Source organism: Ferrovum myxofaciens, assembly GCF_000735045.1.
Taxonomy (GTDB): Bacteria; Pseudomonadota; Gammaproteobacteria; order Burkholderiales; family Ferrovaceae; genus Ferrovum; species Ferrovum myxofaciens.
In genome coordinates, this window is the sequence record NZ_JPOQ01000009.1 from 1 (window position 1) to 22690 (window position 22690).

At 56.9% G+C, this 22690-nt stretch carries 24 protein-coding genes, 1 tRNA gene and 1 pseudogene; 21 read left to right on the forward strand and 5 right to left on the reverse strand.

Annotated elements, in window-relative coordinates; genetic code table 11:
* Nucleotides 1-150: 150 nt before the first annotated feature.
* Nucleotides 151-1503, reverse strand: a complete 1353-nt coding sequence (ffh, locus tag IV91_RS0102025) for a signal recognition particle protein (protein ID WP_031595614.1) — start codon at nt 1501-1503, stop codon at nt 151-153.
* 48 nt (nt 1504-1551) lie between these two features.
* Between ffh and IV91_RS0102030 the strand changes: the two genes are divergently transcribed.
* The 5 genes from IV91_RS0102030 to zapD all read left to right on the forward strand — a co-directional run bounded on the left by IV91_RS0102030 (nt 1552) and on the right by zapD (nt 5804).
* Nucleotides 1552-2379: a cytochrome C assembly family protein gene (locus tag IV91_RS0102030; RefSeq protein ID WP_031595616.1), complete on the forward strand. Its 828-nt coding sequence runs from the start codon at nt 1552-1554 to the stop codon at nt 2377-2379.
* Nucleotides 2372-3673, forward strand: coding sequence for an HlyC/CorC family transporter (locus IV91_RS0102035; RefSeq protein ID WP_197456279.1), 1302 nt, complete (start codon nt 2372-2374; stop codon nt 3671-3673). The genes IV91_RS0102030 and IV91_RS0102035 overlap by 8 nt, the downstream gene beginning before the upstream one ends.
* Nucleotides 3673-4353 (forward strand): prepilin peptidase, encoded by a 681-nt coding sequence (locus IV91_RS16605; protein WP_051861868.1) that lies wholly within the window; start codon nt 3673-3675, stop codon nt 4351-4353. The genes IV91_RS0102035 and IV91_RS16605 overlap by 1 nt, the downstream gene beginning before the upstream one ends.
* Nucleotides 4350-4979 carry a dephospho-CoA kinase gene (gene coaE / locus IV91_RS0102045; protein WP_031595621.1) on the forward strand — a complete coding sequence of 210 codons (630 nt, stop codon included), beginning with the start codon at nt 4350-4352 and terminating at the stop codon, nt 4977-4979. The genes IV91_RS16605 and coaE overlap by 4 nt, the downstream gene beginning before the upstream one ends.
* A 69-nt stretch (nt 4980-5048) precedes the next feature.
* Nucleotides 5049-5804 (forward strand): cell division protein ZapD, encoded by a 756-nt coding sequence (gene zapD / locus IV91_RS0102050; protein ID WP_031595623.1) that lies wholly within the window; start codon nt 5049-5051, stop codon nt 5802-5804.
* Nucleotides 5805-5816: 12 nt separating this feature from the next.
* Here zapD and rpoH read toward each other — a convergent pair whose 3' ends face one another.
* The 4 genes and pseudogenes from rpoH to ftsY form a co-directional block, all read right to left on the reverse strand.
* Nucleotides 5817-6689: an RNA polymerase sigma factor RpoH gene (gene rpoH, locus IV91_RS0102055; RefSeq protein WP_031595625.1), complete on the reverse strand. Its 873-nt coding sequence runs from the start codon at nt 6687-6689 to the stop codon at nt 5817-5819.
* Between the two features lie 52 nt (nt 6690-6741).
* Nucleotides 6742-7638, reverse strand: coding sequence for a cell division protein FtsX (locus IV91_RS0102060; RefSeq protein ID WP_031595627.1), 897 nt, complete (start codon nt 7636-7638; stop codon nt 6742-6744).
* Nucleotides 7635-8303, reverse strand: coding sequence for a cell division ATP-binding protein FtsE (locus IV91_RS0102065; RefSeq protein ID WP_031595629.1), 669 nt, complete (start codon nt 8301-8303; stop codon nt 7635-7637). Before IV91_RS0102065 ends, IV91_RS0102060 begins: the two co-directional genes overlap by 4 nt.
* Nucleotides 8300-9199 (reverse strand): annotated as a pseudogene (gene ftsY / locus IV91_RS0102070) (signal recognition particle-docking protein FtsY); the annotation flags it as partial. The gene IV91_RS0102065 and the pseudogene ftsY, both read right to left, overlap by 4 nt.
* 56 nt (nt 9200-9255) lie before the next feature.
* On the opposite strand from ftsY, the gene rsmD reads away from it, so the two are divergent.
* The 16 genes from rsmD to IV91_RS0102150 all read left to right on the forward strand — a co-directional run bounded on the left by rsmD (nt 9256) and on the right by IV91_RS0102150 (nt 22657).
* Nucleotides 9256-9840: a 16S rRNA (guanine(966)-N(2))-methyltransferase RsmD gene (rsmD, locus tag IV91_RS0102075; RefSeq protein WP_264753739.1), complete on the forward strand. Its 585-nt coding sequence runs from the start codon at nt 9256-9258 to the stop codon at nt 9838-9840.
* 52 nt (nt 9841-9892) lie between these two features.
* Nucleotides 9893-10393 (forward strand): pantetheine-phosphate adenylyltransferase, encoded by a 501-nt coding sequence (gene coaD / locus IV91_RS0102080; protein ID WP_031595634.1) that lies wholly within the window; start codon nt 9893-9895, stop codon nt 10391-10393.
* 14 nt (nt 10394-10407) lie between these two features.
* A complete protein-coding gene (locus IV91_RS0102085) occupies nt 10408-10662 on the forward strand; it encodes a YfhL family 4Fe-4S dicluster ferredoxin (protein WP_031595636.1) in 255 nt (84 codons plus the stop codon).
* A gap of 16 nt (nt 10663-10678) precedes the next feature.
* The gene (locus tag IV91_RS0102090) at nt 10679-12451 is read left to right on the forward strand and encodes a tetratricopeptide repeat protein (protein WP_051861871.1); all 1773 of its coding nucleotides are present in this window, start codon (nt 10679-10681) and stop codon (nt 12449-12451) included.
* Nucleotides 12452-12461: 10 nt separating this feature from the next.
* Nucleotides 12462-13052 carry a lipoprotein insertase outer membrane protein LolB gene (gene lolB, locus IV91_RS0102095; RefSeq protein WP_160171514.1) on the forward strand — a complete coding sequence of 197 codons (591 nt, stop codon included), beginning with the start codon at nt 12462-12464 and terminating at the stop codon, nt 13050-13052.
* Nucleotides 13049-13906: a 4-(cytidine 5'-diphospho)-2-C-methyl-D-erythritol kinase gene (gene ispE, locus IV91_RS0102100; RefSeq protein WP_031595643.1), complete on the forward strand. Its 858-nt coding sequence runs from the start codon at nt 13049-13051 to the stop codon at nt 13904-13906. Before lolB ends, ispE begins: the two co-directional genes overlap by 4 nt.
* A 6-nt stretch (nt 13907-13912) precedes the next feature.
* Nucleotides 13913-13987, forward strand: a tRNA-Gln gene (locus IV91_RS0102105).
* A gap of 35 nt (nt 13988-14022) precedes the next feature.
* On the forward strand, nt 14023-14973 hold the full coding sequence (locus IV91_RS0102110; RefSeq protein ID WP_031595644.1) for a ribose-phosphate pyrophosphokinase: 951 nt from the start codon (nt 14023-14025) through the stop codon (nt 14971-14973).
* Between the two features lie 69 nt (nt 14974-15042).
* A complete protein-coding gene (locus IV91_RS0102115; protein ID WP_031595645.1) occupies nt 15043-15708 on the forward strand; it encodes a 50S ribosomal protein L25/general stress protein Ctc in 666 nt (221 codons plus the stop codon).
* Between the two features lie 41 nt (nt 15709-15749).
* Nucleotides 15750-16331, forward strand: coding sequence for an aminoacyl-tRNA hydrolase (gene pth / locus IV91_RS0102120; protein WP_031595646.1), 582 nt, complete (start codon nt 15750-15752; stop codon nt 16329-16331).
* A 12-nt stretch (nt 16332-16343) separates the two neighbouring features.
* Nucleotides 16344-17435, forward strand: coding sequence for a redox-regulated ATPase YchF (gene ychF / locus IV91_RS0102125; protein WP_031595647.1), 1092 nt, complete (start codon nt 16344-16346; stop codon nt 17433-17435).
* 118 nt (nt 17436-17553) lie between these two features.
* Entirely contained in the window at nt 17554-18387 is an 834-nt protein-coding gene (locus tag IV91_RS0102130; RefSeq protein WP_051861873.1) for an alpha/beta hydrolase, read from the forward strand.
* A gap of 6 nt (nt 18388-18393) precedes the next feature.
* The gene (locus tag IV91_RS15580) at nt 18394-18651 is read left to right on the forward strand and encodes an acyl carrier protein (RefSeq protein ID WP_035416987.1); all 258 of its coding nucleotides are present in this window, start codon (nt 18394-18396) and stop codon (nt 18649-18651) included.
* Nucleotides 18652-18690: 39 nt separating this feature from the next.
* A complete protein-coding gene (locus tag IV91_RS0102140; RefSeq protein WP_031595652.1) occupies nt 18691-19953 on the forward strand; it encodes a beta-ketoacyl-[acyl-carrier-protein] synthase family protein in 1263 nt (420 codons plus the stop codon).
* A 54-nt stretch (nt 19954-20007) separates the two neighbouring features.
* Nucleotides 20008-20397, forward strand: a complete 390-nt coding sequence (locus IV91_RS0102145) for a hypothetical protein (RefSeq protein WP_197456277.1) — start codon at nt 20008-20010, stop codon at nt 20395-20397.
* Nucleotides 20375-22657 carry an EAL domain-containing protein gene (locus tag IV91_RS0102150; protein ID WP_035416988.1) on the forward strand — a complete coding sequence of 761 codons (2283 nt, stop codon included), beginning with the start codon at nt 20375-20377 and terminating at the stop codon, nt 22655-22657. The genes IV91_RS0102145 and IV91_RS0102150 overlap by 23 nt, the downstream gene beginning before the upstream one ends.
* Nucleotides 22658-22690 lie beyond the last annotated feature (33 nt).

Here is a 22690-nt window from a genome sequence, read left to right on the forward strand (position 1 = left end):
ATGTGAAACGGCGTAGCCGTATCAGCAGACCTCTCGCGTTGAAGCAGGAAACATCTCTCGCAAGGGATATGCGGCTGGTCTTCGTAGATCAGGAATCCCTACCCTTCCCGTGCTTGCACGGCAGCCTCAAGGCTGAGGGCGGGGAGGATGTCAACGTCCGGGCATCAGGTTGCGCATGCCCCGCATCATTTTGGTCATTCCCCCCTGAGAGAGCATTTTCATCATTTTCTGCATTTGTTCGAACTGGGCCAGGAGACGGTTGACTTCCTGTACCTGCACTCCGGAGCCCAGTGCGATGCGTCGTTTGCGTGATGCCTTGAGGAGCTCGGGTCGCCGCCGCTCGAGGGGGGTCATGGCGTTGATAATCCCTTCGATCCGGCGCAACGCATGGTCATCGGGGGCGGCGGTGCCGGGCGCGAGGCCCCGGCTCAACTGAGCCGGCAATTTGTCCATCATGGCTCCAATTCCACCGGCTTTGCGCATCTGTTGCAATTGGGATTTGAAGTCCTCCAGGTCAAAACTCTGTCCTTTCTTGAGTTTCTTGGCCAGTTTTTCTGCTTCTGTTTTGTCTACGGAGCGTTGAGCCTCTTCGATCAGACTCAGGACATCGCCCATTCCCAGAATGCGCGAGGCCATTCGTTCCGGATGAAAGGCCTCGAGCCCGGTCAATTTTTCACCCACCCCGATGAACTTGATGGGACGTTGCGTCACATGGCGTACCGACAGGGCGGCCCCACCCCGCGCATCGCCATCCAGTTTGGTAAGAATGATCCCGGTGAGGGGCAGAGCTTCCCCGAAGGCGCGCGCCGTATTGACCGCGTCCTGTCCTTGCATGGCATCCACCACAAAGAGTGTTTCCACGGGGTGGATGGTTTGGTGAAGCCGCTGAATTTCCTGCATCATGGCTTCATCGATGGCCAGACGTCCGGCGGTATCCACGATCAGAACGTCATGGTAATGATGGCGGGCATGATCCAGGGCTGCGAGCGCAATCTCTTCAGGTGCCTGATGAGCGAAAGAAGGGAAGAAATCCACCTCAATGGATTGAGACAGAATCTGGAGTTGTTCGATGGCCGCAGGCCGGTAAATATCGCAACTCACCAGGAGAACTTTCTTTTTTTGCTGTTCCTTGAGCCACTTGGCCAGTTTTCCCGCAGTGGTGGTTTTACCCGCACCCTGCAAACCCGCCATGAGAATGACGGCGGGGGGCTGGGTAGCGAGATTTAGCCCCTCGTTCTGTTCCCCCATGAGGCGGGTCAGTACTTGATGGACGACTCCAATGAAGGCCTGGCCCGGCGTCAAACTGCTCAATACCGCCTGTCCCAGGGCTTCGCGGCGCACCGTATCGACAAATTCCTTGACCACGGGCAGCGCCACATCGGCTTCCAGCAGTGCAATTCGGACTTCACGCAGGACATCCTGAATATTGGATTCGCTCAAACGCGCCTGTCCGCGCAAGGTTTTCAGAGCGCCTGTCAGACGTTCGGTAAGTTGATCGAGCATGGAAGGAGAAGCCTCATTAAAGGTTGGGAGTGGTAAACTATCGACACTATGGTCAATACCTCCCTCTATTTTATCACTGCAGCGCTTTATCTTCTGCTGGGGCTGCGGGATCTCGTTTCCCGACAGCCGGTGCCGGTGGAAACCACCAATTGCCGGTCATCGTGGCGCGCTCAGGGTTTGCTCTTTTTGACTCTGGTGGTGCATGCCGCGTTATTGCACCGGGTTCTCTTTGCTTCCCACCAGATGGTTTTGTCCCTGGGAAATTCACTGTCCCTGGTGGGTGCGGCAACCGTTGCCATGTATTGGCTGGCCAGTTTTCGCTGCCGTCTGGGTGTCCTTCAGTCTGTCCTGATGTTGATCGTTGCAGGACTGGTGCTGGCTCCCCTCGTTCTGCCTGCCGAAAAACCGGTGGAATACAGCCATTTGCTGACCTTCAAGATTCATCTGGTGGTTTCCTTGATGGCCGATGGATTGTTTGGCGTGGCGGCCCTGCACGCCGTACTCATGAGCGTCATGGAACAGCGCCTGCACAACCATGATCGCCCCTTCACTCCGCTGGGGGCTCTGCCTTCATTGGTGGCCATGGATGCGCTGCTCTTTCAGATGATCTGGGTGGGTTTCCTCCTCTTGACGGCGACCTTGGTCAGCGGGATTTTCTTTTCCGAAGCCCTCTTCGACAAACCGCTGGTATGGAATCACAAGGTGATTTTTTCCCTGCTGTCCTGGATCATCTTTGCCGGGCTGTTGATGGCCCGCCAACTTTGGGGGATCCGCGGGCGGCGGGCGGCGCGCTGGACCCTGGCAGGGTTTGTCCTGCTTTTGGTGGGGTATCTGGGCAGCAAGTTTGTGGTGGAGATCCTGCTTCATCGTGGATGAGCTCTCCTGGGGCTGGATGTTGGCAGGACTGGTTTTGCTGCTGGTCCTGTCGGGGTTTTTCTCCATGGCCGAAACCAGCATGATCGCGCTGGATCGCTATCGCCTCAAGCACCTGGCGGCGCACCGTGCGGGTGCCCGCCGGGCCCAGTCCCTGTTGCAACAAACGGAACGTTTGCTGAGCATGTTGTTGCTGGGAAACAACTTGCTCAATGCGGCGGCGGCCTCCATTGTTACGGTGCTGGTAATGCGCTGGGTTGGAGGCGGCGGAATGACTCTCACCATCAGTACGTTACTGGTGACGCTGGTCATTCTGGTGTTTTCCGAAATCACGCCCAAGATCATCGGTGCCACCTGGCCCGAGCCCATTGCGCTGCGCATCAGTTTCATTCTGGTCGGGTTATTATGGGTGTTTTCCCCGATCATTTGGTTCATCAACCTGTTCGTGCGGGCATTGCTGTTCCTGATGGGCTTGCGTCGACGTTCCCAAATCCGGGCACAGGGGTTGGGCCTGGATGACTTGCGCCTGCTGGTGCTGGAGGGTGGGGGATTTTTGACGGGCAACCATCAGGATTTGATCCTCAATCTGCTGGAATTGAACCAGATGACGGTGGAGGATGTGATGACGCCCCGCTCGCGCATCGAAGGGGTTGACATCGATGCGGATATGGTTGAAATCATGGCGCAGTTGGGGACGGCTCGCCATACCCTCCAGTTGTTGTATCGGGGGACACCGGATGCGGTGGTGGGCGTGGTTCATGTGCGCAAGATTTTCAATCTCTTCCAGCAAGGAGGAATCACCCGTGAAGGTCTGATGAGCGTGATGCGCCAACCCTATTTCATTCCAGAGGGAACGGCGTTACTGACCCAACTTCAGAACTTCCAGAAAACCCAGCATAAAGTTGGGCTGGTGGTGGATGAGTATGGAGAATTGCTGGGGTGGGTCACCGTGGAAGACATTCTGGAAGAAATTGTTGGAGAGTTCAGCGGGCGCTCCCATCACCGGGATTTGTTTACCCGCGAGAGCGCACACACGGTGTTGGTGGATGGAGACTGTTCCTTGCGGGATCTCAACCGGAAAGTGGGTACACTCTTTCCGGTCACCGGTCCTAAAACCCTGAATGGGCTGATCCTGGAAATTCTGGAGGACATTCCGGAGCCAGGAACAGCCCTCAAGGTGGCGGGTTATCCCGTGGAAATCGTGCAGACCCAGGACCGTCGGGTGCGGGTAGCGCGGGTACATGTGACGGAGGCGAACTCTGCTTCTGCCGCAGCACCCCAGGAGGCAGGGGAGTGATGCCGTTTCTGAATGGGTTGGTGGCTGCCCTGTTGGGGTTTGGGTTGGCCCATTGGGGGCAAGGGCACCTGAATCGCTGGATCCATGGGCTCGATGAGGCCCGGATTCCCTGGATGAATCAGCAAACGGTCTGGGTTCATGATTTCAGGACCCGTCATCCACATCTTTTCCCTGGTTTGGTGGCATCCAGTGCTCTGACCACGCTGTGGCTGGGCCGGGCAGACCTGCAAGGCTGGGCCTTTGTCGGGTTACAATGGGGGCTGTTGTTGCTGGCGTTCATTGACCTGGAAACCCAATTGCTTCCCGATGGGCTGACTCAACCCTTATTGTGGTCGGGCTTGATTTTTCACGGGCTAGGAGGGGGAGTTTCCCTGGAACAGGGCCTCTGGGGCGCGGTATTGGGGTATTTGATGCTGGCCGGGGTGTATTGGGGTTTTCGTGGGTGGACGAAGCGGGAAGGCATGGGACTGGGGGATGTCAAGTTGCTGGCGGTGATTGGGGCCTGGATGGGCGCTGCACAATTGCCCTTGATCTTGATGGGGGCCGCATCCCTGGGCGTGGTGGGGGGGCTGTGCCTGGGGTGGCGCAAGGGAAGAAATATCGCCTTCCCCTTCGGTCCCTTTATGGTTTTGGCTGCCGAATGTATTTTGTGGATGAATTTGCAAGGGAGAGGAGCATGAGCAAGTTTATTGTGGGCGTGACCGGGGGCATAGGGGCTGGAAAATCCACGGTGGCCAGTTTATTTGCCCGGTATGGGGCCGGACTGGTGGATACGGATGCCATTTCCCGTCAAATGACCGCCCCGGGGGGCGCTGCCATCCAGGCGATCCGGGAGAAATTCGGAGAAGCTTTCATCAGTGAGGATGGCAGTCTGGATCGGACGGCCATGCGCAATCATGTATTCAATCACCCTCCCGCGCGCAAGCAGTTGGAAACCATCATGCATGGACGGATCCGGGAAGCGGTTCATGCGGCACTGGATGCGGCAACTCAGCCCTATGTCCTGCTGGTGGTTCCGTTGCTGATCGAGGTGGGTTCCTATCGCCCTCTGCTCTCCCGGGTATTGGTGGTGGATTGTGAGGAAGACCTTCAGGTTCGGCGGGCCTCCCAGCGGCCGGAAATGACGCCGGAGACGGTGCGGGCCATTATGGCCGCCCAGACCGATCGTAAAACCCGCCTGCGCGTGGCGGATGACGTGATCGACAACAACGGAGACTTGCAAAGTCTGGAGACGGTGGTAAAAAAACTCGATCATCAGTACCGCTTCATGGCTGGAGAACAACTTCGTTCCCTGAATGTTTCCTGAATCGGCGGGGGACTTGCATATCTCCCTTGTTTGCGTCAGAATCTCAAGATTGCTCCGAGGGGCCCCCCGGTGATCCTTTACGACTTTCCGTTGAGTGAGCAGGTCCGTGTATTTTTGCGCCTGACCACGCTGTTCCGGCATGTTTTCCATTTCTTGCAGCGGGACGATCCACTGGATCATCACGCTGCCCTTCTTTCTCTTTTTGAAATTGTGGATGCAACGGCCCGTGCCGACGTCAAGTCCGACTTGCTACAGGGACTGGAGCGGCAACGAGGGATATTGTCGTCTCTGCGACGCAACCCGGATGTGGATGCGGGCACGCTGGACAAGACCTTGAGGGACCTCGATGAGGCCATCGAGAGTTTGCATGCGTCCAAGGGAAAGTTTGCAGAATACCTGCGCAATCATGAAGGTCTCATGGCCATCAAGCAACGGGCCAACCTTCCCGGAGGGGTGTGTGATTTCGACATGCCCACCTATCATTACTGGTTGTCCCTGCCGGTGGAGGTGCGTCGAAGCCATTTTAGTGCCTGGGTCGCCCCCCTGCTTTCCACACAGACCGCCTTGGAACTGCACATCCGATTGATGCTGGAAAGCGGCAAGTCCTTCCATCTGGAGGCGCGCAACGGACTCTATCAACAGAAAAAGGTGGGTGCCGATGCGCGCCTGTTGAGAGTGGGCGTCGAAGAAAAATTTCAGTGTGTTCCAGAAATCAGCGCCAACAAATATCAACTCAACATTCGCTTTCTGGAGATGGACGAAACCACGCGCACTGGCGTCGTGTCCACCCTTGTCCCCTTTGAACTCGTTTTTTGCAGTTTCTAGCCGGAGGGCGGGTTAGGCCGGTTGAGGCGTGGGGAGCAAAGTGGCGCGAATCTTTTGTAAAGCCCGAACCTCGATTTGACGCACCCGCTCGGCTGAAATTCCCCATTCGTCGGCCAGATCATGGAGCGTGATGGGGGGGGCGTCTTCGTCCCGCAACCAGCGGTCCTCGATGATCTTGCGACTGCGGGCGTCCAGTCGATTCAGGGCCTCCTGCAGTCCTTCATGGCTATTTCGAGCATTTTCATTGGCTTCCAGGGTTTCCCGTGGTCCTGCTCCTTCGTCGGCCAGATAGGCCACGGGACTGACCCAGTGTTCGTCATCTTCCGGTCCGGGGTCCAGCGAAATATCCTGACCTGCCAGGCGAGTTTCCATTTCGCTCACATCTTCCGGGCGAACTCCCAATTGTTCTGCAATTTTGCGGGTTTCCTGCGGAGAAAGGGAACTGAAGCCGGGTTTGAGACTGCGCAAACCGAAGAACAACTTGCGCTGTGCCTTGGTGGTGGCGATTTTAACCAGACGCCAGTTGCGGAGGATATATTCATGAATTTCCGCCTTGATCCAGTGTACGGCAAAGGAAACCAGACGAACCCCGCGCTCGGGATCAAAGCGTCGGACGGCCTTCATGAGACCCACATTGCCTTCCTGGATCAAATCCGCCTGGGGTAAACCATAGCCTCTGTACTGGCGGGCAATGGAGGCCACCAGACGCAGATGGGAAAGGATCATGCGTTGTGCTGCGCCCAGATCATGGTGATCGCGCAGGCGCCGGGCCAAACTGGTTTCCTCTTCGGCACTCAGCAAGGGAACCCGTGCAATCCTTTGCAGGTAATCTTCCAGACTTCCCGAATGGGTGGGAGTCAGATAGTGGTCAGCGGTTAATTCCATGGACTCATATCCTCCTTGACAAGGGTATTTTAGCACTCTTTGCGTGAGAGTGCTAAGTGGCTCGTGAGTTCCCTTGACCCAGCAAAGATGCAAAAATCCCTCCCAGAGTAGAGAGAAGGATGAGCATACCCCCGTCCCGCAGGTCCAGGGGAGGGAGGTCGAGGGTGATTTGGAATAAAGCCCCGAATGCATGGATGAGGGGGGTGATCAGCGTGAGTGCCCAATAGATGCCCGCCCAGGCCAAAAGACCGGCGCTCGCTCCCAGCAGGGCGCCGTAGTAGGCGAAGGGGCGACGCTGGTAGGAAGGGGGAGCGCCCAGCAGGTTCAGCAGGGAACGCATCTCCTGTTGACGTAACGCTTGTTGATGCGCCTGGTGGGCAATGAAGAGAAAGGAGAGAATAGCGAAAAGAAGAGCACAGAAACCCAGAATCGATTCGGCCAGTGTGCTGACGGTTTCCAGTCGTTCGGCCCAGAGACGGTCACTGCGGATTTGGGCGACCCCCTCTCGATGGGAGAATTCCTGCTCCAGTTGATTGAAACGGGAGGGGCTGGGGTCGCGCAGATGCAACACAAAGGCGCCCGGCAGGGGATTTCGATTCAAAACCTTAAGTGCCGGGGCGAGGTCGGGGGAGTGACGCAAGGAATCCAGTGCCTGGTCGGGGGAGATGTATTCAAAGGCGCGGATCTGGGGATTGGCGGCCAGGGAATCCCAAAGTGCGTGCATCTGGGTTTCATTGGCCTGATCGGTCATGAACAGGGTCAGAGTAGGTTCGGGAAGCGTGTGTTGGACCCAGTGGTTGATTTTTTGCCAGAAAAATCCGGTACTCAGAGCCAGGGCGATCAGCATGCCCAAAAAAAGTATGGATACCCCATGGCGCAGGGGTTGACCCAGGATAAAAGACCGGGCCTGTCGGAAAGCACGGGCGTGATGATGGAACCAGATCCTCATGTGTCGATCTCGATACGGTGGGGGGCAGGCGTGCTCAGCGTGAGGGTACGCGCCTTGGGCGAAAGCAGGTTTCCCCCCGGCAGGCTGGCAACCACCACGGTCACCCCGCCCTGATGGAAACTGCCCAGCAAATTTTCCAGCGATTGCCGTTGTTCCTGAGGCCAGCCATGGTAAAAGTCATCCACCAGTAATAATACCGGATACCCGCTGATGGCCCGGGCGACCATCAAGCGTTGACGGGCATTTTGGGATAACTGCCGGGCTCGCAGGGAAGACTGGTTTCCCAATCCCACGCGCTGCAGCGCATTCTGCGCCCGGGTCAAGCATTCCGCTTGGGGCAGTCCCTGGATTTCCAGAGGGAGGGCGACATTGTCCAGCAGGGAATGCCCTTCCAGAAAAACGGGGTCGGGAAAGATCAATCCCATGCGTTGGCGCAAGCGACTGCGCGCCGAGGCCCTCAGTCGATAAAGGTCCTGTCCATGGAAGGTCAGGGTGCCCGAGGTGGGTTTCTCCAGGCCAGACATCATGCGCAGCAGGGTGGATTTGCCACTGCCCGGGGGACCCACCAGATTCAGCCACTCCCCCGCCCCCAGGGACAAGGAGAAGTTCTCGAACAGATTGGGGTGTTCGGGGTAACGTTTGAAAATCTCCTTGAATTCCATCATTCGATCAGGGCATCCACATAGGCATCCGCGCTAAAGATATCCAGATCTTCCGGTCCTTCGCCCACGCCCAGAAAACAGACGGGAATGGGCCGTTCACCGGCAATGGCCGCAATAACCCCCCCCCGTGCGGTGCCGTCCAGTTTGGTGATGATCAGACCGGTTAATTGAAGGGCATCGTCAAAGGCTTTAACCTGGGTCAGGGCATTTTGACCGGTATTGGCATCGAGGACCAGCAGGATTTCGTGGGGGGCGGTGGGGTCGGCTTTGGTCACCACCCGTTTGACCTTCCGAATCTCATCCATCAGGTGTAATTGGGTGGGTAGCCGTCCCGCCGTATCCGCCAGGACGATATCGATGCCCCGCGCGCGCGCAGCCTGGATGGCATCGAAGATGACCGCCGCCGAGTCTCCCTTTTCCTGAGTGATGACGGGCACATGGTGGCGTTCACCCCAGGCCACCAATTGAGCCACGGCGGCGGCGCGAAAGGTATCTCCGGCGGCCAGCAGCACCTTTTTATCCTGATTCAGGAAATATTGGGCCAGTTTGCCGATGCTGGTGGTTTTTCCGGCGCCATTGACTCCCACGAACAGAATGACTTGAGGACCCTCTGCCGGCGGCGGGGACAAGGACCGCTCCAGAGGGCGCAGAAGCGCCATCAGTTCACCCTTGAGCAGAGGTTTCAAGGCGTTCCCCTCTTCGATGCGCTGCCGCCGCGCTTCTTGTTGCAGGGCGTGAATCAGGCGCCGGCTGGTGGAAACCCCCACGTCGGCAAGGATCAGGGTCTCTTCCAGGGTTTCAAACCACTGGTCGTCCAGTTTTCGCCCGAACAAACCAGAGAGCCCCTGCTGCAATTTATCCCGACTCCCCCGCAATCCTGCCTTGAGACGACCCAACCAGGAAGGTGACGGGGAGGGAGAAATGTCCTGGGGGGCTTTTTTGAACAGACCAAACATTGGACAATAGCCATCTGACGGAAAAACAAAAGAGGATTTTACCCCAAATGAAAGGAGAAGTTCGGATTATCGGGGGGCAGTGGCGGGGTCGACGGCTGGCATTTCATGACCGTCCCGGACTGCGTCCAACCCCCGCTCGAGGCAGGGAAACCCTGTTCAACTGGCTAGGACAATCCCTGGTGGGATGGCACTGCCTGGATTTGTTCGCGGGCAGCGGTGCCCTGGGCTTTGAAGCAGCCTCCCGGGGGGCTGCGCAGGTGGTGCTGGTGGAGCAGGATCGGTTGGCCTGCGTGGCCCTGCGTGCCAATGCCCAACGTTTGGGAGCGGAGGGTGTGACCGTCCGGCAAGTTCAAGCCCATGAGTGGTTGGAAACCAGTGGGACGACTTATGATCTGATTTTTCTGGACCCGCCCTTTGACAGTGAGGAAATGAGTCGGGTATGGTCTGCATTGTCCACCCATTTGCGTCCAGGAGGGTGGATTTACTGTGAATCTTCCCGAGGTATGTCAGAATCGGACCTCTGGCGCGAGGTTCGGTGCACGAAAGTGGGGCAGGCTCGGTTACAATTGTTTCAACGGCGCTGAGTGAGTCGATCCGGCCTGCGGTCGGACGAACGCGTACTTTGATAGAGGATCCATGGGCCAGCATACATTTATCCGTGCCGTTTATGCCGGAACCTTTGACCCGATGACACTGGGACATGAGGATCTGGTGCGGCGCGCCTGCGGGTTATTTGATGAAGTGGTGGTGGCGGTGGCAGACAGTCGCCCCAAACGCCCTTTGTTTACCCTGGAAGAACGGGTGGAAATGGCGCAAGCCTCCCTGGCCCGTTTTGAAAGGGTGGTGGTGGTGGGTTTTTCCGGCTTGCTGGCAGATTTTGTGCGTTCCAGGCAGGCCCGGGCATTGATCCGGGGGCTGCGCGCCGTTTCCGACTTCGATTTTGAATTTCAAATGGCCGGAATGAACCGACGCCTGCAACCAGAGGTCGAAACCTTGTTTTTGACGCCTGCCGAACAGTATCTGTTCATTTCGTCCACGATGATTCGTGAAATTGCCGGGCTGGGTGGAGAAGTGTCGGAATTTGTCAATCCACTGGTGCATCAAAGGTTGTTGGATAAACTGAAAGCAGTTGGGTAACCGAGGACAAGTATATGGCGTTGATGATTACCGATGAATGTATCAATTGTGATGTCTGTGAACCGGAATGCCCCAACGAGGCAATTTCTCAGGGAGCCGAGGTTTATGAAATTGATCCGGGCAAGTGTACCGAGTGTGTCGGACACTACGATACGCCTCAGTGTCGCGAGGTGTGTCCGGTGGATTGCATTCCCATGAATCCGGATTATCGGGAAAGCAAGGCAGAACTGGAAAAAAAATATAAGCGCTTGATGAGTGCCAAATCCTGAAGGGGAACCGCCGATTATGAAAACCAAGGCACCCAAGGGTGTGAAACAATGGAAGTTGGGATTTGCACTGGTCCTGTTGGGAGGAGTGTCCGCCCTGGCCCATGGGGAGACGCCGGGGGCGGTGGGGCCGGTTCCGGCCCCAGCACCGGTCATCGCCACTGCGCCGGTTCCTGAAACCGTTCGTGCACGGCCACTGCCGATTCAGGAATTGACAGCGCGTTGGGTTTACCAGTTGTTATTGGCGGAAATCGCTGCCCAGCGTGGTCATCTCGGTCTGGCGACCAAGACCTACCTGGATCTGGCCCGCACCACCAAGGATCCGCGCGTTGCCCGTCGGGCTACGGAGGTGGCGTTGTACGCCCATGATTTGCCCGCCGTTCAGACTGCCCTGACGTTATGGTTGAAAGAAGATCCCAAGTCGCCTTCGGCTCGTGAAACCCTGGGTGGGCTGATCCTGTCCCAGCCCAATCTGATCGATGCCCTGCCCATTCTGGCTCCGTTGATTGCCGTGGATCGCAGCAGCGCCGGTGATGATTTTCTGGGTTTGGATGTCGTTCTGGTTCAGCATCCAGACCATGTCCATGCCCTGTCATTGGCGCAACGTTTGACGGAACCCTATCCGGACGTCCCTGAAGGACATTATCTGGTCAGTACGTTGGCGGCCCAGGACGGAAAAATTGACCTGGCGCTGACGGAAATTCGCAAAGCCCTGCAACTTCGTCCCGACTGGGAGATGGGCGTGGCGCTGGAGGCTCAGCTTCTGCAGAAGAGCGATCCTGCCCAGGCACAGAATCTGTACCAATCCTTTCTTGCCAAGCATCCTGAAGCGCGCGAAGTGCGCTTGCAATACGCGCGTTTCCTGGTGGAGCAGAAGGACTACGCCGGGGGGCAACGGGAATTCCAAACCCTGCTGCAGGCCGATCCAGGTCAACCGGATTTATTGCTGGCCGTGGGGTTACTGGATATGCAGTTGAAGGATTATCCCACCGCCGAGGAAAAATTCAAAAAGGTTCTGGCGGGAGAATACCGCGATCCTGACCGGGTCCGGTTTTATCTGGGACAGGCCGAAGAGGAACAGCACCATTGGGAACAGGCCATTCAGTGGTACGAGGCCATTTCCTCCGGGGAGCAGCATCCCCTGGCCCAGATCCGGGTGGCCTTGATCCTGGCGCAGCAGGGGCAGACCCAGAAAGCTCTGGATATGCTGAGCCGTATGCCCGCCCCTTCTTCTGAACGGTTAGAGCAGAGAACTTTGGCGCAGGAACAGATTCAGCGCGATGCCGGCGATGATCAAGGCGCTTTCGATACCCTCAGCCAGGCTCTGGCCACCCTGCCGGATTCCACCGACCTGTTGTATGAGCGGGCCATCGTGGCAGACAAGTTGAATCGGTTCGATGTTCTGGAAAAAGATTTGCGCCGCGTGATTGCCCTGCGTCCGGACTATGCCCATGCCTATAATGCGCTGGGGTATAGCATGGCCGAACGCAACATACGTCTTGACGAGGCAGGCGACCTGATCCGCAAGGCGCTGTCCCTTTCTCCCGACGATCCGTTCATCATCGACAGTTTGGGCTGGGTGCAATACCGTGAAGGACATTTCCATGAATCCGTGGATACGCTGAAACGCGCCTTTGCCGCCGATCCTGACCCGGAAATTGCTTCCCATCTGGGAGAGGCGCTCTGGGCTTCAGGAGATCAGACCGATGCCCGTCAAATCTGGGAAAGCACCCTCAAGGATCATCCGGATAATGCAGCATTGCTGGCGACTGTCCATCGCTTCCTGCATTGACGTGAGTGTCATGAAAAAGGGGACGTGGACGGTTCTTTGGTGCGCGCTCTCCCTTTTGAGTGGTTGCGCTCTGTGGAGTCCCGGTCCCCAAGGGGATTTGACTCTGGGACAAGGCACGGTGCAGAGTTGGCGACTGGAAGGGCGCATCGCCGTGCGGCAACCGACGGGGAGCGAGAGCGGCCAGTTGGAATGGCAGTTGCGCGGAGGGATGGAACAGCACCTGGAGTTGCGTTCGCCTCTGGGTACCACCGTAGCCCTGGTGGACAGTTCCCCCTTGCAAACCCATTTGATCCTGTCGGATCATCGTGACTATCGTGCCGGCGATCCTGAAACGTTGACACAAACCGTTCTGGGGTATGCCCTGCCCCTGCAAGGGTTGCCCTGGTGGTTGCGCGGCCAGGCGGATCCCGGTTTGCCCGCCCAGGTCGAACGGGATGCCGAGCATCATCCACAGCGCCTGTCCCAGCAGGGTTGGGTCATGACCTACGCCGACTGGCGTGCCGTGGGCGGTGAATGGTTGCCGGGGACGATTCGCTTGGTGCGGGAGGATTTGCAGATCCGGATCAAGGTTGATCACTGGGTGCTGGAACAGAAGGAATGAACGGGGGCCGAAAAAGCGAAGGAGCCTGGTGGCAGGCACCCGCGCCTGCCAAACTCAATCTTTTCCTGAAAGTCACAGGACGGCGTGCGGACGGCTACCACACCTTGCAGACGCTCTTCACTTTTCTGGATTTTGGGGATACGCTCGACTGTGAAGTGCTGGATTCGGGGCGGATCGAGCGGGCGGAAATGATTCCAGGAGTCCCCGAAGTTCAGGATCTGACCCTGAAAGCGGCGCGACTGTTGCAGGAACAGGCCGGCGTGAGATTGGGCGCACGGCTGCGTTTGCACAAGCGTATTCCCATTGGCGGCGGGTTGGGTGGCGGTAGTTCGGATGCGGCGACAACCTTGCTGGTTTTGAATCAACTTTGGGGAATTCATTGGGCACGTGCCCGTCTGGCCCGTCTGGGGCTTGAATTAGGCGCGGATGTGCCGGTTTTTATCGGCGGAGAAAGTGCATTGGCGGAGGGGGTGGGGGAAGCCTTGGCGCCGGTGCCGGTGCCGGAACGCTGGTACGTCATTGGCGTGCCGGGCGTTTCCGTGTCGACCCAGGCCGTGTTCTCCTCTCCGGATTTGACAAGAAACTCATTACCCGTCAAAATACGGGACTTTTCTGGAAGGAAGATCGGCAACGATCTGGAGCCTGTGGTCCGGCGTATGCACCCTGAAGTGGCGCGTTTGCTGGATTGGATGGGGGAATTTGGAGTTGCCCGGATGAGTGGGTCAGGCGGTTGCTGTTTTCTGGATTTTTTGACCTGCCACGAGGCAAACCAGGTGTTGAAGAGGTTCCCTCCGGAGTATCGGGGTTTTGTGGCACGCGGACGACAAGGTCATCCGTTGTGCACGACAGGGTAGTGCTGCAGGGGAGTCGCCAAGTGGTAAGGCACCGGATTTTGATTCCGGCATTCGTAGGTTCGATCCCTACCTCCCCTGCCATCCATTCAGTTTAGCCGTCGTTTGTCAGGAGTTTCATGTCTTCTACCGATTTGATGGTGTTTACCGGCACCGCCAATCCCAAACTCGCAAGCGAAGTCGCGGCTTACCTCAACATTTCCGTGGGGCGTGCCACCGTGGGGCGCTTCAGCGATGGAGAGGTCATGGTGGAAATCCTCGAAAATGTGCGGGGACGGGATTGTTTCATTCTCCAGTCCACTTCTGCACCCACCAACGACCATTTGATGGAAATCATGGTGATGTGTGATGCGTTGAAGCGTGCCTCCGCAGCCAGGATCACGGCGGCCATTCCCTATTTTGGTTATGCCCGTCAGGATCGGCGCCCCCGTTCGGCCCGGGTGGCCATTTCGGCCAAGGTGGTGGCGAACATGCTGCAAGGCGCAGGCGTGGATCGGGTATTGACCATGGATTTGCATTCTGATCAGATTCAGGGTTTTTTTGATATACCCGTGGACAACGTGTATTCCACGCCGCTTTTGCTGGGGGATATCTGGCGTGCCGGTTATCAGGGTCTGACCGTGGTTTCTCCCGATGTGGGCGGAGTGGTACGTGCCCGGGCCTTGGCCAAACGTCTGGAAGCGGATCTCGTCATCATCGACAAACGTCGTCCCAAACCCAACGTGGCTCAGGTCATGAATGTAATTGGCGATGTGGCGGGGCGGACCTGCATCATTCTGGATGACATGGTGGATACGGCCAATACACTGTGCGCCGGAGCGCAGGCCCTCAAGACCCATGGGGCGGAGCGGGTCCTGGCCTATATTACCCACCCGGTTTTGTCGGGCGGTGCCGCCCAGAGGATCGACGAGTCTGCTCTGGATGAAGTGGTGGTGACAGATACCATTCCTCTGGTGGGCGCTTCTCTCGCCTGCAAAAAAATTCGCCAGATCGGCATCGCAGAACTCATGGCAGAAACCATGCGCCGAATCAGCGATGAGGATTCGGTCAGTTCCCTGTTTATGGAATGATATTTTTGTACGTCCCTCCGGCTGGTCGCGGTCGGGGGTTTTAAACACTCAATCACTAAAGGACGAATCATGGAAATTACGATTACACATCGCACTGCGCAGGGCACCGGAGCGAGCCGCCGCCTGCGCCGGGCCGGCCGGGTACCCGGTATTTTATACGGGGATAACCAGGAAGCACTGGTTATCGAGTTCGATCATAACGAACTTTTTCACAAGTTGCGTCAGGAAGCCTTTCATTCTTCCGTGATTTCCCTCGATCTGGACGGGAAGTCCCATCCGGCCTTATTGCGCGATGTTCAAAGACACCCATTCAAATCCCTGATCCTGCATGTGGATTTTCAACGGGTGGATGTGAATCGCAAGTTGCACACCAAGGTTCCGCTCCACTTCATCAACGGCGATAACTCTCCAGGGGTCAAGCAGTCCGGGGCCATCATCAGCCATATCCTGACGGAAATCGAAGTTCTTTGTTTGCCGGGCGATTTGCCTGAGTACATCGAAGTGGATCTGCATGATCTGACGGTGGCTCATCCTTTCCATCTGGCTGATCTGAAAGCGCCGGCTGGCATCGAATTTGCCGCCCTCCATAAAGGCGAAAACCCTGCGGTGGTGGCGGCGGTTCTACCCCGTGCAGCCCGTGCCGAGGAAGATCTGGTGCCGGCAGTGTCGGTGGCGGATGTTCCCGCCATCAGCCAGAAAGCGCCTGCCGATGCCGCCAAGGGAGCAAAGAAGTAAGCGCCGTCTCTTTATTAACCGGCATGAATGGGTGAGGGAAGGTGCCCATCCGTCTGATCGTTGGGTTGGGAAATCCGGGGGCGGCCTATGAGGACACTCGCCATAATGCCGGGGTTTGGGGAATCGAAGCCCTGGCCCGGCAATGGCGTCTGGATTGGCGCCGCGAATCCCGCTTCCAGGGGCGGATGGCCAAGGTTGAAAATCCTTTTTCCAGTTGGTTGCTGTGTCCTGAAACCTTCATGAATTTGAGTGGGCGGTCGGTGGCCGCCCTGGCCAATTTCTATCGGATCGAAGTGCCGGAAATTCTGGTGCTGCACGATGAACTGGACCTGCCCCCTGGGGTGGCCCGCTTGAAACAAGGCGGAGGGTCCGGGGGACACAATGGATTGAAGGATCTCATCATTCAGTTGGGGCGTCCCGACTTCTGGCGTCTGCGCATCGGTATCGGTCATCCCGGACAGCGCCAACCGGTGGCGGACTATGTTTTGCACCGTCCCTCGAGAGAGGAGCAGGCTGCCATCGAGCAGGCTCTGGAACGTGGCCTGTCTGTTCTTCCTTTGGTGATGACGGGGCAATTTCACCCGGCCATGAACGAGTTGCATAAACCGCTGCCCCCTCCTTGAGGAGTATGGAATATGAGTTTGAAATGCGGGATCGTTGGATTACCCAACGTGGGGAAGTCGACCTTGTTCAACGCCCTGACCAAGGCGGGAATCGCCGCCGAGAATTACCCCTTTTGTACCATCGAGCCCAATGTGGGCGTCGTGGAGGTTCCGGACCCTCGTCTGGTGGCCTTGGCAGACATTGTTCGTCCTGAACGGGTGGTGCCTGCCGTCACCGAGTTCGTGGATATCGCGGGATTGGTGGCGGGGGCCTCGAAGGGGGAAGGTTTGGGGAACCAGTTTCTGGCCAATATCCGGGAAACCGATGCCATTGCCCATGTGGTGCGGTGCTTTGAAGATTCCAACGTGATTCATGTGGCGGGACGGGTGTCGCCTCTGGAGGATATCGATACCATCGATACCGAGTTGGCCCTGGCCGACCTTTCCACCGTGGAAAAGGCTTTGGTTCGAACCCAGAAAATGGCCCGTGCCGGGGATAAGGAGGCCATACAGTTACAGGGGTTGCTGACGCAGGTGGAGGCACGATTGAATCAGGGACATGCGGTACGGGCCCAGGGATTAGACGAGGATCAGTTGCAAGCCCTGAAACCTCTGTGCCTGATGACGGCCAAGCCCCTCCTGTATGTGGCCAATGTGCTGGAGGACGGATTTGCCCATAATCCGCTCCTGGCGCAGGTGGAGGAGCGTGCCCGGCGCGAGGGCGCCTGGGTTGTGCCGGTATGCGCGGCGCTTGAAGCCCAGATGGTGGATTTGGAACCAGAGGACAAAACCTTGTTTCTGGCGGATATGGGAATTGAAGAGCCCGGATTGGATCGGTTGATTCGGGCGGCCTACCGTTGTCTTGGACTGGAAACCTATTTTACGGCGGGCGTCAAGGAAGTGCGGGCCTGGACCATTCCGGTGGGAACCACCGCGCCGCGAGCCGCTGCAGTCATTCATAACGATTTTGAGCGGGGTTTCATTCGCGCCGAAGTGATTTCCTATCCGGATTTTATTGCCTGTCGGGGTGAAACCGGGGCCAGGGAAGCCGGGAAAATGCGTCTCGAGGGTAAAGACTACCGGGTGCAGGATGGGGATGTCATGCACTTCAGATTCAATGTGTGATTCATCTCTGTATTGTAATGAAACAGTTGGGACCTGGATTTTAGAGTAGGATGAAAGGTGTTTCTGGTGGGTGATATTCCCATCAATGTTCGGGAGGTGGATCATCGAAACGATACACATGGAAGGCAAGGGGAAGGGGGCCGTATTGCTGTTACATGGCTTGTACGGAACGCCCCAGCAACTCCAGTATATTGGCCGCAAGTTATGTGTGGTGGGGGGGTATACCGTGCATATTCCCAATATTCAAGGCTATTCGGTATTTGATGAAGCCGTGCCCAGTGGCACGACACCCTGGACCTACTGGAGTGAGCAGGTAGAGGCGAATTTCGATTTATTGCGCCGGGAACATGATCAGGTCAGTGTGGCAGGTTTGTGTATTGGCGCCAATCTGGCTCTGAACCTGGCAACCCGGCGCAGTAGTGATCTGCATGCGTTGTGCCTGTATTCGGCACCCCTGCGTTATGACGGCTGGAATGTGACGCGCATGCGTTGGCTCAAGTATCTGGGTTATTACACGCCGTTCCGTTATTTTGTGTCTTTGGCAGAGCGACCGCCCTATGGCCTGAAGGATGAGCGAATTCGTCAATGGGTAGCGACCCAGATGGAAAAACGAGGAACTTCTGCCATCGGTTCCTCCCGTTCTCCCCTCAAGGGGGTCTTCGAAACCGAGAAGTTGATGAAGTCGGTACGTCAAAACTTACACAAAATCCATGCGCCTACCCTTATAATGCATGCTGTCGAGGATGATCTGGCCAGTCCGAAGAATGCGGATCAGATCGAGGGGGGGATTTCTTCCCTTCAGGTGCGCAAGGTTCTTCTTGATAATTGTTATCACATCATTACCATGGATTTTGAAAAGGAGCGGGTAGCCCTGGAATCGTTGGCTTTCATAGCGCAACAATCAGATCGACATGACCTGAAACAGCGCCCTAAGTTGCGGTTGGCGGGCTAACAAAACATGAGTTCATTACCCATCATACAAAAAATGCTTGTGGAGGAGTTTGGACTGACCCAGGAACAGGTTCAGCCAGATTCCAAATTGGAAGAATTAGGCGTGGATTCGCTGGCGACGGTGGAGTTCATGTTCATGCTGGAAGATAAATTCGATTTGAAAATGACGGGAGAACCGGTGCCCTTGAAGACGGTGGGAGACATCGCCCGTGAAGTGGATACCTTGGTGGTTCAACAGGGCATCAGTCTGGACCAGGCAGACTGATTACCCATATTCCAATCGGTTCTTGATGGATTCGCTTTCATGAATACAGAATCTGCAGGCGTGCAACGCGTTGTCGTGACGGGGGTGGGAGTCCTCAGTCCCTTCGGAGAAGGCGCTGAAGTACTGGTCCGGGCCTTGGAAGAGGGGCATTCCGGTGTCCGTTTTCTGGAAGTTCCCTGGGCGAAGTCTTTGAACTCTGCCTTGGCCGCGCCGGTTCTGATTCCAGTGGAATCCCGTTTTACCAAGTTGCGTCGCTTGACCCTCGATCGGGTGGCTCAATTGGCCCTGTTGGCGGCGGGTGAAGCACTGACCCAGGCGGGTCTGGATTTTTCCGGGGACGAAGGTCTGCATTGCGGACTGTTCTGGGGAACCGGGATTGGGGGGGCCACCACCCTGGAGCAGGCCTATCATGAATCTTTTCTGGATGCTCAGGCCCGTCCCCGCCCCACCACCATCGTGGCTTTCATGGCCAATGGATCTGCGGGGCAGTTGAGCATTGAATTCAAGATCCGTGGTCCCAGTTTCACCTACAGTTCGGCCTGTTCCTCCTCTGCGGTGGCACTGGGTGAAGCATTCCTGGCGGTACGGCAGGGACGCGTTCGCTATGCCCTGGCCGGGGGAAGCGAGGCCCTGCTGACCCTGGGGGTGATGAAAGCCTGGGAATCGCTTCAGACTCTGGCCAAACCCGATCCCGTGCATCCCGAAACCTCCTGTCGTCCTTTTTCCAGGGATCGTTCCGGATTCATTTTGGGAGAAGGGGCGGGCGCGCTGATTCTGGAATCCGAAAGTTCGGCGCAGGCTCGGGGGGCCACCATTCTGGCGGAAATCGTGGGGTACGGAAATACCACCGATGCGGGACATATTACCCAGCCCGATGCCGGGGGACAGGCCCGCGCCATTCAGGAGGCCCTGCACATGGCCCGTCTGGCACCGGATCAGATAGATGCCATCAATGCCCATGGTACGGGGACGGTGGTAGGGGATGGAGTGGAAACCCGGGCGCTCAAAATTGTTTTTGGAGATCACGCGGCCCATATTCCCATTAGTGCCACCAAGGCCCTCCATGGCCATTTGATGGGGGCTGCAGGTGCCGTGGAAATGGTTGCTGCCCTGGGTGCGTTGCGGCGGGGCATCGTTCCGCCCACGGCCCATTGGACCACGCCGGATCCGGCCTGTGATCTGGACTATGTCACCGAAGGTGCCCGGGCCTTGCCTGCATTGAATACCATCATGAGCAATTCCTTCGGCTTCGGGGGGAATAATGCGGTCCTGATCGCTCGACGCTACACGGTATCTCCCTGAGGTTTCTGGTGCTGATCTTCTGTTACACGAGGGATTCGTAACTATGATATAACCATGACAGAACACTCAGGGGCACCAACCATGGCAGCAGTGGCCAATCATCGATGGACCATCAGTGCAGAAGTGATGGAATACGCCATCCCCCCCATCAGGGATATGCTGATTTTGGGACGAAATTCTCCGGTTGGGTGTATTGCCCTGCGTCGTGCCCTGGAATTGTTGATCAAAAGTCCCTACGAACATATCGAAATTCCGGATGATCTCGTTCTGAGTGATATTCTGGTACGAAGCGCCCTGTTGCGCAGGGTTCCCAAGGAAGAATTGATCCGTTTCGTGCTGAAGGACATCCGGCCCATGATGGGGTCAGAGGAAGTGCTTCACGTGACACTGGAGATCAAGGTTCAGGTTCAGACGCGCGCCCATGAAGACACTCAAACTGGTTGATTGTTTGCTGAAGGATGTGCCGCGCAGGCTCGATAGCGAACGGCCGGAAGGCTCGGAAGGTCCTTTCGTGGCGGTGTTTTCCGAATCGGTGAGCAGCGGAAAATTTTGTGGATTGGCCTCCCCGGCGGATAAAGCGGCTCATCCCGGCTGGATTTATGCGGATCTGGTGGAGCACCATACCACCCATGTTTTGTCTTTCAAGAGTTCGGTGGCCCATGCGTTGCGGGAAATGGATCAATGGAAGGTGGATGCCCTGCCGGTGCTGGATCAGAAGGGAGGATTCATCGGCCTGGTGACCCGCACCTGTATCATGCGCGCCTTGTTGCAGCAGGAATCCCGTCTGCTGCGGGAAACCCATCGCCTCAACCAGGAGATTGTGCATGACAAGGAGGAACTGGCCTCCTGGACTTTCCGACTGTCCAGTTTGCACGAAGCCTCCCGCACCCTGCTCAGGGTGCTTTCCCATACTTCTCTCGAAGCCGATCTTCTGCAACACGGGATCGAGGCCCTGACCCAACTGCTTCAGGCCCGTTACGGTGCCATCGGCATTCTGGACGGGAAGGGCGAACTGCTCAGTTTTCATCATACCGGAATGACCGAGCAGCAGGTGGCTGACATCGGGTCTTTCCCTGAAGGACGGGGCTTGCTGGGGGTTGTCATTCGCGAGGATACGGTGCTTCGTCTCCCGGAACTGTCCAGGGATCCGCGCAGTGCGGGATTCCCCCCGGGGCATCCGGTGATGCATTCCTTGCTGGCTGTCCCGATTTCCCATGGAGGCAAGGTCTATGGGCGTATTTACCTGTGTGAAAAATGGGAGGGGAAGGAGTTCATCGAAGAAGATGAATTGCTGGCCAAGAGTTTTGCCAATTCCCTCTCTATGGTGCTGGAAAATGCCCGTGAAATGCGCGAGATGCAACAGGCCCAACAGCATCTGGATTATCTGGCCCATTTTGATGTGCTGACCGGGTTGCCCAATCGGGGGCTGATTGAAGACCGTCTGCGTCAGGTACTGGCCAACAGCCAGCGTCATGGCCGTAAAATGGCCCTGATGTTCATCGATCTGGATAATTTCAAGGGGGTCAATGATACCTACGGTCATGCGGCGGGAGATGAGTTGTTGAAAGCCCTGGCAGGGGTATTGATGAATGCCCTGCGCGAAGGCGACACGGTGGCGCGCCTGGGGGGAGACGAATTCATCATCCTGTTGCCTGAGGTGGACTCGGTACAGGATGTGGCCACAGTGGCAGAAAAGATCGTGGTAGCCGTGCGGGAACCCATTCGTTTGCCGAAGTCCGATCATGAAACCTGTGTGACGGTGAGCGTGGGGATCAGCATGTTTCCGGAAGATGGTCATACGCCTGAATCCTTGATGTCACGGGCAGATGTGGCCATGTACCATGCCAAATCCGTGGGCAAGAATGCCTTCCGGTTTTTCACGACTTCACAAAACCTGGCGGTCCAGCAACGTTTGCGCCTGGAATTTCATTTGCGTCAGGCGCTGGCGCGGGGAGAATTGTTTCTGGAATATCAACCACAAATCGATATCCAGAGCGGTCGGATCGTGGGTTTCGAAGCATTGCTGCGCTGGGCCAATGAAGAATTGGGGTTGGTGGCCCCCCTGGAATTCATTCCGGTGGCCGAGGAAACCGGAGTCATCATTCCCATTGGCACCTGGGTCCTGCATAGGGCCTGCAGGCAGGCCGGAGAATGGCGCCGACAAGGGTATTTTCTGAAGGTGGCCGTCAATGTGTCGGCCTGGCAGATCCATCATGATGGGGAATTTTTCAATACGCTCAAACAGTGTCTGACGGAATCCGGCATACCCGGAGAGGCCCTGGAATTGGAAATCACCGAAAGTCTGATGATCCAGAAGACGGAAGCCACCCTCGGTTTGCTGGAACAAATCAGAGGTCTGGGGATACGCTTTGCCATGGATGATTTTGGGACCGGCTATTCCTCCCTGAGTTATCTGAAACAGTTGCCCCTGGCCGTGGTCAAGATAGATCGGGAGTTCATCTGCCACATCATCCATGACCCAAACGACGCAGCCATCGTGGCTGCCATACTGGCCATGACCCAACATCTGGGGTTGAGAGTGGTTGCGGAGGGCGTGGAAACCCAGGAACAGGTGGATTTTCTGAGAGAACACGGATGCCAGGAAGTTCAAGGGTACTACTACGGTCCACCGGTGTCTGCTTCCGATTTTGCCGCCTCCTGGTTAAATTTCATGCTTTCCGGAAAGTATGCGGCAGAAATGTGACGTGGGCCGTATAATCACGGACCAATTTCAGAG

Bases quoted from the DNA above. Each gene is read 5' to 3' on its own strand.
- ffh (WP_031595614.1), bottom strand. From the start codon at position 1,503: ATGCTCGATCAACTTACCGAACGTCTGACAGGCGCTCTGAAAACCTTG.
- IV91_RS0102030 (WP_031595616.1), top strand. From the start codon at position 1,552: ATGGTCAATACCTCCCTCTATTTTATCACTGCAGCGCTTTATCTTCTG.
- IV91_RS16605 (WP_051861868.1), top strand. From the start codon at position 3,673: ATGCCGTTTCTGAATGGGTTGGTGGCTGCCCTGTTGGGGTTTGGGTTG.
- coaE (WP_031595621.1), top strand. From the start codon at position 4,350: ATGAGCAAGTTTATTGTGGGCGTGACCGGGGGCATAGGGGCTGGAAAA.
- rpoH (WP_031595625.1), bottom strand. From the start codon at position 6,689: ATGGAATTAACCGCTGACCACTATCTGACTCCCACCCATTCGGGAAGT.
- IV91_RS0102060 (WP_031595627.1), bottom strand. From the start codon at position 7,638: ATGAGGATCTGGTTCCATCATCACGCCCGTGCTTTCCGACAGGCCCGG.
- IV91_RS0102065 (WP_031595629.1), bottom strand. From the start codon at position 8,303: ATGATGGAATTCAAGGAGATTTTCAAACGTTACCCCGAACACCCCAAT.
- coaD (WP_031595634.1), top strand. From the start codon at position 9,893: ATGGGCCAGCATACATTTATCCGTGCCGTTTATGCCGGAACCTTTGAC.
- IV91_RS0102085 (WP_031595636.1), top strand. From the start codon at position 10,408: ATGGCGTTGATGATTACCGATGAATGTATCAATTGTGATGTCTGTGAA.
- IV91_RS0102090 (WP_051861871.1), top strand. From the start codon at position 10,679: ATGAAAACCAAGGCACCCAAGGGTGTGAAACAATGGAAGTTGGGATTT.
- lolB (WP_160171514.1), top strand. From the start codon at position 12,462: ATGAAAAAGGGGACGTGGACGGTTCTTTGGTGCGCGCTCTCCCTTTTG.
- ispE (WP_031595643.1), top strand. From the start codon at position 13,049: ATGAACGGGGGCCGAAAAAGCGAAGGAGCCTGGTGGCAGGCACCCGCG.
- IV91_RS0102110 (WP_031595644.1), top strand. From the start codon at position 14,023: ATGTCTTCTACCGATTTGATGGTGTTTACCGGCACCGCCAATCCCAAA.
- IV91_RS0102115 (WP_031595645.1), top strand. From the start codon at position 15,043: ATGGAAATTACGATTACACATCGCACTGCGCAGGGCACCGGAGCGAGC.
- ychF (WP_031595647.1), top strand. From the start codon at position 16,344: ATGAGTTTGAAATGCGGGATCGTTGGATTACCCAACGTGGGGAAGTCG.
- IV91_RS0102130 (WP_051861873.1), top strand. From the start codon at position 17,554: ATGGAAGGCAAGGGGAAGGGGGCCGTATTGCTGTTACATGGCTTGTAC.
- IV91_RS15580 (WP_035416987.1), top strand. From the start codon at position 18,394: ATGAGTTCATTACCCATCATACAAAAAATGCTTGTGGAGGAGTTTGGA.
- IV91_RS0102140 (WP_031595652.1), top strand. From the start codon at position 18,691: ATGAATACAGAATCTGCAGGCGTGCAACGCGTTGTCGTGACGGGGGTG.
- IV91_RS0102145 (WP_197456277.1), top strand. From the start codon at position 20,008: ATGACAGAACACTCAGGGGCACCAACCATGGCAGCAGTGGCCAATCAT.
- IV91_RS0102150 (WP_035416988.1), top strand. From the start codon at position 20,375: ATGAAGACACTCAAACTGGTTGATTGTTTGCTGAAGGATGTGCCGCGC.